7 protein-coding genes are annotated in these 10,752 nt (G+C 43.0%); 6 read left to right on the forward strand and 1 reads right to left on the reverse strand.

Going from position 1 to position 10,752, the window contains the following annotated elements; translation table 11 throughout:
• Window positions 1-54: 54 nt before the first annotated feature.
• From mrcB to purH, 6 genes are all read left to right on the forward strand, one after another.
• On the forward strand, window positions 55-2,538 hold the full coding sequence (gene mrcB, locus VLN09_RS08455; protein WP_325245544.1) for a penicillin-binding protein 1B: 2,484 nt from the start codon (window positions 55-57) through the stop codon (window positions 2,536-2,538).
• Window positions 2,539-2,568: 30 nt separating this feature from the next.
• A complete protein-coding gene (locus tag VLN09_RS08460; RefSeq protein ID WP_325245547.1) occupies window positions 2,569-3,435 on the forward strand; it encodes a tetratricopeptide repeat protein in 867 nt (288 codons plus the stop codon).
• A gap of 154 nt (window positions 3,436-3,589) precedes the next feature.
• A complete protein-coding gene (gene prmA, locus VLN09_RS08465) occupies window positions 3,590-4,516 on the forward strand; it encodes a 50S ribosomal protein L11 methyltransferase (RefSeq protein WP_325245550.1) in 927 nt (308 codons plus the stop codon).
• 179 nt (window positions 4,517-4,695) lie between these two features.
• A complete protein-coding gene (locus tag VLN09_RS08470; RefSeq protein ID WP_325245552.1) occupies window positions 4,696-5,970 on the forward strand; it encodes a DUF3426 domain-containing protein in 1,275 nt (424 codons plus the stop codon).
• Window positions 5,971-6,179: 209 nt separating this feature from the next.
• Window positions 6,180-6,449, forward strand: coding sequence for a DNA-binding transcriptional regulator Fis (gene fis, locus VLN09_RS08475; protein ID WP_414709111.1), 270 nt, complete (start codon window positions 6,180-6,182; stop codon window positions 6,447-6,449).
• Between the two features lie 198 nt (window positions 6,450-6,647).
• Complete coding sequence (purH, locus tag VLN09_RS08480) at window positions 6,648-8,228, forward strand: bifunctional phosphoribosylaminoimidazolecarboxamide formyltransferase/IMP cyclohydrolase (RefSeq protein WP_325245556.1); 1,581 nt, start codon at window positions 6,648-6,650, stop codon at window positions 8,226-8,228.
• Between the two features lie 263 nt (window positions 8,229-8,491).
• Here purH and VLN09_RS08485 read toward each other — a convergent pair whose 3' ends face one another.
• A complete protein-coding gene (locus VLN09_RS08485; protein ID WP_325245558.1) occupies window positions 8,492-10,366 on the reverse strand; it encodes a SurA N-terminal domain-containing protein in 1,875 nt (624 codons plus the stop codon).
• Window positions 10,367-10,752 lie beyond the last annotated feature (386 nt).

The raw sequence follows: 10,752 nt of genomic DNA on the forward strand, positions 1-10,752 counted from the left end.
TGTCAATTTGCGTCATTATGAGGCAGTTTTTTATCCCAAAATGGTGTGTCATCAGTGCAAAACTCTTATTCTAAGCAACCACAATCCTCTAAGCCTGCTATCAATACGCTACTTTCCCAGCAGCGCGGCATGGTGTTTAGTAGTATTTTATTACTTGTGGTTATCGCTGGCATGGTGCTATTGGCACTGTATTTGATCAAACTTGATCGCACCATTACCCATAAGTTTGAAGGTAAGCGTTGGGATATTCCTGCCAAAGTATATTCGCAGCCGCTTGAATTATATGAAGGTGCTAACGTCGATAAAGACACGATGAAGACATGGCTTGAGTTACTCAATTATCAAAGTAATAAAGCCTACGATCGTACTGGTACTTATCATAAATCGGGCAACACCTATTTTATTCATACGCGTGGATTTACCTATAGCGCCAATGATGTGGATAAAGAGCAAGTCATCAAAATGACCATTGCTGGCAATAAAATTGAGTCGGTACAAAGCACCATACCGGCGAAAACAGGCATTATTCGTCTTGAACCGGTCAATATCGGCGGTATTTATCCCGATAGTAATGAAGACCGTATGGTCGTCTCTTTAGATCAAGTACCGCAACCGCTTATTGATGCACTAATAGCGACAGAAGACCGTGGTTTTTATGAGCATAAAGGGGTATCGATACGCGGTATCGCCCGTGCATTCATCAATAACTTCTCTGGTGGGGCGCGCCAAGGGGGTTCGACCATCACTCAGCAGCTGATCAAAAACTTTTATCTCAATTCTGACCGGACGATGAAGCGCAAAGCTAATGAAGCGTTGATGGCAGTGCTACTGGAGCTGCATTATAGTAAAGATGAGATTTTGCAGGCATATCTCAACGAGATTTATTTGGGTCAAAACGGCAAACGCTCTATCAATGGTTTTGGGTTGGCGTCACAGTTTTATTTTGACAAACCGCTCAATGAGCTGCGTATAGATCAGCAAGCGCTGCTTGTCGGTATGGCAAAAGGACCGAGTGTCTATAATCCGCGCCGCCATCCAAACGATTCAAAAGCGCGCCGCGACGTTGTGCTTAGCAATATGTTAGCCGTCGGCTCTATCAGTCAAGAAGACTATGACAAGGCATTAAAAAACTCACTTGGGGTGGTTGATAAACCCGTTGAAGGTAAAAGTCAATTCCCAGACTTTTTAGACATCGTCAAACGCGAATTGAATAAAGTCTATTACTCTGACGATCTCAAAAATGAAGGTCTGATTATCATTAGTACCATGGACCCTATTGCCCAGTTGGCAGCGGACAAAGCGGTTGAGAGAAAACTTGGCGAGCTACGCCGTAGTGGCGGTAAAACCAAGGATTTACAAGGAGCGCTCGTTAGTGCTAATCCTGAAACTGGTGAGCTAGTTTCTGTGGTGGGTAGCGGCAGCGAGTTTACTGGCTTTAACCGTGCGGTCGATGCGAAACGCCAAGTAGGCTCGTTATTAAAGCCAATTATTTATATGACTGCTCTCGAAAGTGGGCGCTATAATTTAGCAAGCTCGGTTGACGATTCCCCTATTACGGTCAGTCTCAGTGACGGTACCGAGTGGAATCCTAAAAACTATGACAATCGTGACCATGGCTACATCCCCTTTACTACGGCGCTATCACAATCGTATAACCATAGTGCCGTACGCTTAGGAATGGAATTTGGGGTCGATACCTTTGCTAAGCAGCTAAAGCGTATGGGCATTAAAGAAGAAATACCGCCTTATCCTTCGGCGTTATTAGGCTCAGTCAATCTAAGTCCAATGGACATGCTCGGTGTCTATCAAGTTTTTGCTACGGGCGGTTTCCGTACCCCTATCCATAGTATTCGTAGCGTGATTGATGATCGCGGTAGTATTCTACAGCGTACAGGGCTAAACACTCAGCGTAGCATACCGCCTGAGACCAACTTTTTGATTAACTATGCGTTGCAAGATGTTGTTAAAAACGGTACCGCCAGACGGGTACAATCACTTGGTAGCAATCTAAACCTTGCTGGCAAAACAGGTACTACGAATGATTACCGCGATGCGTGGTTTGCCGGCTATAGTGGTAACTATGTCAGCGTAGTTTGGGTAGGACGTGATGACAATAAACCTATCGGACTTAGCGGCGGTAGTGGCGCTTTGCCAGTTTGGGTTGATTATATGAATCGTCTAAAATTGACCCCTGTTGCGCTGCCTGAGCCAGAAGGTATTGAATGGCTATGGTTAGAGAACAACTCAGGTAAGCTTTCTAATGAGCGCTGTGAGAATGCACGCTACTTACCGGTGATGTCGGCATATCTGCCACAAGAAGCCAGTAGCTGTGCCGTTAGCTTATATCAACAAGATCGTGCACGTGAGCAAATGCAGTGGCAAAATGAACAAGGCGATATCAATAAACAACGTCGCCGTGAAGGATTAGATATTCCAGATGGTGCAGCTATTGATAATAACAGCAATGATGCCGAGCAAGATGATGGTGCACCCACTCGCTCAGATACTTGGTACGATCGTGCTGTTGAATGGTTTTAGGATGTTTGAAACTTAGATAAGGGTATTAATATGGCGTTATTTATATCGCGAGATGCCTTGGCGCGGCAAACGACTGGTAATCAGGCTAAAAAACAGCCAAAGCATCTGCATACAGCTCTTTTAGTCAGCGCTTGTTTTGGCATGCTCAGTTTGAGCGCTTGCCAGACTGCGCCGACCTCCATAAAAACCCCTGCAACTAACACTGTACCATCAACCAGTAGCGAAAGAACCTCGCAACCTACAACAGTTACACAAACCTCTAGCGCTGATGGCAGTAGTTATGAAGATGTTGAGAGTACTGAAGTTACTAAAACTAACGACAATTACCCTATTGAGCCTTATCATCCACCTGTCACATTAGAGCCTGAAACAGAATCTGTAATAAACAAACCTGCAGTATTTGAACTGCCCAACCAAAGCACCCTTCAAACCCCAATAATAACTCAGCCTGATATCATTATTCTCGCGCCTGCTCGTGAAGATAACATGATATATGAGCCATCGATACCATCGCACAATGAGCTATTAGAGCGGGCGCGGCAAAATTCGCAGCAACGCAGTCAGCAAAGCACGACCAATAACAGTAACCTGCCCGCCTTTCGTAACCTGATGCAGGTCGGCACTGAGCAATTAAAATCAGGCAATATAACTGGCGCTGAAAGTAGCTTTACAAGAGCTCAGCGCCTAGCGCCCAAGTCATCAGCGGTCTACTTTTATTTGGGGCAAGTGGCACTCAAAAAAAACCAACCACGTAAGGCTGAAGCAATGGCACGCCGTGGTCTTACTGTCGCCCAAGACAACAGTCGCCGCCGTGCACTGTGGCAAATTATTTTGCAATCAGGACAAGCTCAAGGCAACGCACGGGTGATAAGAGAGGCCAAACAAGCCTTGCGCTAATAGCACCATCTTTATAATTAACCATGACGACAGACGATATAAGCGCTAAAATGAGCTTATATCGTCTGTCGTTTATTTTTCTTATCTAATTTAATAATGACTTACTTAGACCCTTTTATTTATCCACTTTTTATTTTGAACTAAGGTGACCTTTATGGCATGGCAACAACTGCACTTACAGTGTGAAAAAGACAATGTCGATCTCGCTGAAGCGCTATTATTAGAAGCAGGCGCGCTATCGATTGCACTCGACGACGCAGGCGACCAACCTTTATTTGAGCCGCTTCCTGGTGAATCACCACTATGGGACGAGGTAATTTTAACAGGGCTCTTCGATGCCACGACAGAGGCTGGAACCAGTCAAGTCATTGAGCAACTCAGTCATGAAATCGCAGCACAAGTACAAGCAAGTCGTACTTGGGTAAGCGCTGTCGATGACAAAGATTGGGAACGTGAATGGATGTCTAATTACAAGCCCATTGAGTGTGCCAATGACTTATGGATTGTGCCTAATTGGCTGACCCCGCCCAATCCTGAAGCGACCAATATCATTATGGATCCAGGCTTGGCATTTGGTACTGGCTATCATGCGACCACTCGCTTATGTCTTGATTGGCTGACGGAACAAGACCTTACCGATAAAGTCGTGATAGATTATGGTTGCGGCTCAGGCATATTAGGTATCGCTGCCTTATTATTAGGGGCGCGCCATGTTTATGCGGTGGATATTGATCCTCAAGCAGTACTGGCAACCAATCAAAATGCGGCACGCAACTCCGTCGATAATCGTTTACAAGCATTTTTACCAGAAGATTTTACTGCTTTTTGGCAACAGCAAAATATAGCACCTGTAGAAGTGATGGTTGCCAATATTTTAGCCAAGCCACTGATAGGTCTAGCGCCTTATTTTGCGACCCTTATGGCACCAAAGAGTCGCATCGTGCTTGCCGGTTTGATTGAATCACAAACTGAGCAAGTGACCGAAGCGTATCAGCCTTATTTTGCACTTGATCCTAAGCATGCTTTTACTGCACAAGAAGATCAGCATTGGCAGCGATTGTCTGGTACATTTACAGGCTAGCAACATTAAATTACATCTGTTACGATAGAGTAGTAGTTAAATGTTGTGTATTTGGCGCTACTCTAGAGTTGCCTGTAGTTTATAATTAAGAATACTTCTATGATGACATTGAAGTAATTGGCAGCGGTTGGTGAGTGGCTATACGGTATTCCTACTGATACCTTTTTGGATTCAACCCTATGACCACACCCATTAAAACCCAGTGTCCTCATTGTCATACCATTTTTAATATAAAAAATACCCAGTTAAATCAAAAAACCGCAACTGTCTGTTGTGAACATTGTCAGCAAATGTTTTTGGTAAATAACAACCTTATCGTTACTGCTGATATAGATAGCCGCCCCCAATTAACAGATACAGAAGTTTCTAGCAAAAAAATAACAGACAATCAGTACGACAATAACCACACTCATAGTGAGCGAAACGAAAAAATTAGTAGCAAAACCTTCAATAAAAAACATACTATTCTAGCTACTGCAAACTCAGATGATGCAGATATCTTAATTCATGACGATATGGATATCGATACATCTGACGACAAGAATTTAGAATACGACTCACTCGACAGTATGGATGCTTGGCTCACGCAAGCCACTGATAACAATCATAACGCCACTCTAAGCGATACACCGCTACAAAACAACACTAAACACTCAGATAACCGTTCAGAATCATTCATCGATTTATTTGAAGCAGCCGACGTACCTGCTACTTCTTTAACCCCCTCTTCTTCATCCGCGCAAGTCGCTTTAAGCTCAACTGCAGCTAATAACATTCATGCCAATGTTGATAATACGGCTGATGATTCGTGGCTTGAAAAACTACTCAAAGAACAAAATCAAGCCGAAGATGCGCCAAGTGATGACACTGACCTCTCCCAATTACTGCTCGATATGGGCATTGCTCTTCAAGAAGAAGATAACAATCAAGCCGAAGATACTAGAAGATTACAAGCACAAGCCAAATTCTCACCAACACTGTCCCACCGTTCAGTGGCCTCATTATTATGGACATTAGGCTGTTTAGTACTAGCGCTACTACTTTTCGCTCAATATGTTATGTTTAATTTAAACAACTTGGTCAAAAATCCTGCACATGCTGAACGCCTTCAAACACTATGTTCAATTGTTATCTGTAGTCTGCCTAGCGCTGATTTGACGGCATTGAGTGTAAGCGATATCAACTATCAAGCCAGTCGAATAAATACCAAAATGGGTTTTAGCGATATTAGCGCTGCTATCACTAATCAAAGCTCGCAGGCGCAGCTATACCCTCAAGTAAAAGTCAGTATTTATGGTGCCAATGCGCTAATCGGTGAATTTATCGCTGCACCAAATGAGTATTTAGTAGGTAAACAAAGTCAATTGGCTGGTAATAGCTATAAGCAGCTACTCTTTACCGTACCGGTTACTCATGCTCAAATTACTAAAATCGCCATCAACCCTATTTATTGACGTTAGCTGAGGATATTCGCTGATTCAGCGTATCTTCTTAAGATGATAGCTGCTGACTTTGATATAATAGACAACAATAGCCTCATGGTTTTATTCTTTAACCCCAAGGACATTATCTTATGACACCACAGGCACCGTATAATGCCAGTCATGTTAATCAAAGCATTGAAAACCCTGCTGACTATTATACAGACGATTACCATCGCTCAATCCGCGATGTAGAATCTGCTTTAGATCATACAGGTCATGCCCATGAGCCATTACGAGTACATGTTGAACGCATAGTACGCCAATATTTTGCAGTGTTAGGTGATGAGCTACCCACTGACTTATATGAGCTTATTCTAAAAGAGATAGAGCAACCTCTTTTGTCTGTGGTGCTTGAAAAAAGCCGAGGCAATCAAACCAAATGTGCGCAGATTTTAGGTCTTAATCGCGGTACACTACGCAAAAAGCTCAAAACTTATGGTTTAATGTAGTATTGATTGGTGTTTTTCGTCATTGCGGTTAATTAATAAATAGCTTTATCCTTATTTATGACACGCTCCTACCCTAAGATTTCATTATGTATGGCAGTTTATAGTTTATGATCTTATCACTCACGATATGCTCTACACTGATTGTCATCATCACCATGCCAGACGTTTACGTCAGGCTTTTTTTATGGAAGTTTTTTTATGAGTAAAGCCCCACTTGCACTACTATCGGTCTCCGATAAATCTAATATCGTTGAGTTCGCTCAAGGTCTGATTCAAGCAGGTTTTGGTCTGTTATCGACTGGCGGTACTTTCCGTCTGCTTACCGAGCATCATGTCGCTGTTACTGAAGTATCAGATTACACGGGTTTTCCTGAGATGATGGATGGTCGAGTTAAAACGCTACATCCTAAGATTCATGGTGGCATTTTGGGACGTCGCGGTACAGATGATGCGGTAATGAGTGAGCACGCGATTGAGCGCATTGATTTGGTCGTTGTTAACCTTTATCCGTTTGCGGAAACCATTGCACGTAGCGATGTCACTATGAATGATGCTATCGAAAATATCGATATTGGCGGACCTACCATGGTGCGTTCAGCGGCAAAAAATCATGCACACGTAGGGATTGTGACTGATCCAGCCGATTATACGCGTGTACTTGAAGCATTAGGTGATGGGACGACACTGACCAATGCCTTACGCTACGATCTAGCAGTCAAAGCATTTGAGCATACTGCGCAATATGACGGTATGATTGCCAACTTCTTGGGTAGCCGTGTTAATGAGAATCAAGAGCCGGAAGATTTTTCACGTACCTTTAACGTTCAGCTAGAAAAAGTGCAAGACCTACGTTACGGTGAAAACCCGCATCAAAAAGCGGCATTCTATGTTGAAAATAACTCTTCAAAAAGTAAACAAGCATCTATTGCTACCGCTCAGCAATTGCAAGGTAAAGCGTTGTCTTATAACAATATCGCTGATACTGATGCCGCGCTTGAGTGTGTCAAAGCTTTTAGTACGCCTGCCTGTGTGATTGTAAAGCATGCCAACCCTTGCGGCGTTGCTATAGATACCGATCAAGTAGCTGCTTATCGCACAGCTTTTAGTACCGATCCTGAGTCTTCTTTTGGCGGTATCATTGCTTTTAACCGCCCGTTAACCCTTGCTGCTGCTAAAGCCATTATCGACAATCAATTTGTTGAAGTCATCATCGCACCAAGTGTTGAAGACGGTGTTCTAGAGGCGACTGCTTCAAAGAAAAACGTGCGTGTCTTAGTCTGCGGCGACTTGCCAGCACCTGAGCTACGTGACCGTCAGCTTGATTATAAGCGTGTGAATGGTGGTTTGCTTGTTCAAGAGCAAGATTTGGGTTTAATTACCGCCAATGATTTAAAGATTGTCACAGACGTGCAACCAACCGAAGCACAGATTGCTGATTTACTTTTTAGCTGGAACGTTGCCAAATACGTCAAATCTAATGCCATCGTTTATGCTAAAGGTCAGCGTACCATCGGTGTCGGCGCAGGTCAGATGAGCCGCGTCAATTCAGCCCGTATCGCTGCTATTAAAGCGGAGCACGCTGGACTTGCAACTGAAGGCGCAGTTATGGCGTCTGATGCTTTCTTCCCGTTCCGTGATGGTATTGATAACGCTGCCGAAGTAGGTATTGCTGCGATTATCCAACCGGGCGGCTCTATGCGTGATGATGAGACCATTTGTGCTGCAAATGAGCACGGTATCGCCATGGTATTTACCGGTATGCGTCATTTTCGTCATTAATTCATGATCAAGCAATATAGTTAAAATACCTTAAAAACGCTACAGTACTGCTGGTATCAATTTTTTGCAGCCTCTGTCTGCGTAGTCACAGCAAGCAAGAAAAATTGATATCAGCAGTACGTTATGTATCGATATTGCTTTTCCCTGACTATATTGTTATTAAGAAATCATTTATTTAAATCAAAAAAAGCCACTGTGTAATGACAGTGGCTTTTTTAACGGCTAAGAACAGATGTATTTAGAATAGATAGCGCATAAAGTGCTTATCGCCCTTGAGCATTTTCCATATTGGCTTTATTAATCTCAACCTTATAAACCAAACGCAAATAGTCCAGATAATCTTGCAATTGATCTTGACCTAAATTATCACGGATAATTGCTGCCGTTTGCGCTCTTTGAGCGGCAGATAATGGTGATTGCTGCTCTGTTTTAATACGGTCACCAACCAATACAGTCGCGCCCATCTCTGTTTTACTTGCCACGGCAACCACACCGTTCTCAGGTGCTTGCTTACTAAACGCTAAGCCACGCTCTTTTTCCGTTAATTGCGTAGTCTGACGGTTGATCTCACCAAGTGCTTGGAACGTTACCGCTTGCTTACTGATATCGGCGGTAGTTTTGATGCCAGCCGCAAGTTTTTTCGCATCATTTAATGCCAACTCACTGGCTTTTTGCTGACGTAATAGCTGCGTAACTCTAGGTGTCGCAGCAGATAAAGACAGCGTTTTGGTCGGACGATAGTTACTTGGCTGTACCCAGACAGTACCATTACCAACTTCGATACCGGCGGTAACCGCTTGGTCTTGAATGGTAAACTCATCAAATGCTTGTTTAATTACTGCTGGCTGCGCTAGAACAGACTTATTGTTCTCTTTACGGTAATCTTTAAGACGTTTTAATGGCACATTTTCTTGTTGGGCAATATCTTCGATGCTAAAACCATCTGCTGCCAAATCATTTATTGCTGTTACTTTATCAGCGTAAATTTCTTGACGCTTGTACTCTTTTGCTTTGGCTGTCAACTCATCACGCATACTCTCAAGGCTTGGTATCTTGTTACCATTATCTTCAGTAACGGTAAATATCTGATAACCAAAGCTGGTTTTCACTGGTACACTGACATCACCTACGCTTAAACCTTCTAGCGCTTTTTCTACCGCAGCAGCGTCATTGCCAAATACCGATGGATTAAAGCGTCCGATATCGCCGCCTGTTTTGCCTGATGGATCATCTGACTCGACTTTAGCAATCTTTGTGAATGCTTCACCTTTAGCAAGACGCGCTTTGATTTTTTCAGCACGCGCCTTAGCATCGTTACCGGTTAATAAGATTTGGCTAATTTTACGCTCATCGACAACTGCAAGGCTTTGCTTATAGGCTTCATACTGCTGCTGCAAATCCTCTTTAGTGACCTCGTTGACTTGAATGGTCTGAGGGCTCAGCTGCAAGTAAGCCAAATCTACCATAGCGGCACTTTTCAGCGAATCTTTATTAGCATCATAATAAGCTTGGATGTCGTTTTTGTTTAAATTAACTGTTGATACATAATCTTGCCAGTTAAAACGATGTAACCAGATATTGCGCGACTCTAGCTGTAAATCAATCAGCTGACTGACTGCTTTCATCGGGTATGCAGCAGTGCCAACGATACTAGCATTCAACTGATCTAAGCTCAACTGATTGCGGAACTCAGAAAATAGCTGATTTTTTGTCATATTACGCTGACGCAAAAAGCTTGCAAACTGATCGTTTGAAAACTCGCCATCTTCACCTTTAAAGATTTCTTCTTGACGCAGTAGACGATTGATGGTGTCATCAGAGACTGTCATACCAAGCTTACCAGCCTGCTGCTCTAGCAAAGTACGGTCTATCAGACCTTTTAATACTTGCTCATGTAGCACATCTTCATTTAATAAACTGGCATCATCAACTTGCTCTAAAAGCTCGCCACGGCGATTGTTCACTGCCGTTTGATACTCTGATAGCCCAATACTTGCCTCACCTACTTGAGCGATTTGGTTGGGATCAACATTACCACCAAAGTAGCTTTCGACACCCAATAGAGCGAGCGGCGATAAGCATAAAATCAATAAAATGCGACCCGGCCAGCTTTTTAAGAAATCGCGCAATTTATCCATAGTTATCTCTGCTTTATTAACCTATATTGATGAAAAACCATTGTAATACTATTAATAATAGCAATGCTCTACAAGCTGGCAATGGTAAGAATAAGAAGGGAGTGCATTTTATTATTGTCGCTCAAAGCCGATTACACAGCTTTTATCTAAACAACATATCTATCGCGCGCCCTATGATACGTGATTTTTGATGCAGACTCAAAATATTCAGGCGATATAATACAAACTATAGCACTAAAAAAAGCACCTAATATCTAGGTGCTTTTTTGATGAGTCGTTTATAGAAGATATAAACTATCACCTGCTATTGCTTTACATGCAACCAACGCGATTTTTATTCAAGTATCGTGTTAGAAGCTTGTCAATAGCTATGGCTTAGTTCAAGC

The sequence above is a fragment of the Psychrobacter sp. genome (genome assembly GCF_035469765.1).
Lineage (GTDB): Bacteria > Pseudomonadota > Gammaproteobacteria > Pseudomonadales > Moraxellaceae > Psychrobacter.

Bases quoted from the DNA above. Each gene is read 5' to 3' on its own strand.
- VLN09_RS08460 (WP_325245547.1), top strand. From the start codon at position 2,569: ATGGCGTTATTTATATCGCGAGATGCCTTGGCGCGGCAAACGACTGGT.
- prmA (WP_325245550.1), top strand. From the start codon at position 3,590: ATGGCATGGCAACAACTGCACTTACAGTGTGAAAAAGACAATGTCGAT.
- VLN09_RS08470 (WP_325245552.1), top strand. From the start codon at position 4,696: ATGACCACACCCATTAAAACCCAGTGTCCTCATTGTCATACCATTTTT.
- purH (WP_325245556.1), top strand. From the start codon at position 6,648: ATGAGTAAAGCCCCACTTGCACTACTATCGGTCTCCGATAAATCTAAT.
- VLN09_RS08485 (WP_325245558.1), bottom strand. From the start codon at position 10,366: ATGGATAAATTGCGCGATTTCTTAAAAAGCTGGCCGGGTCGCATTTTA.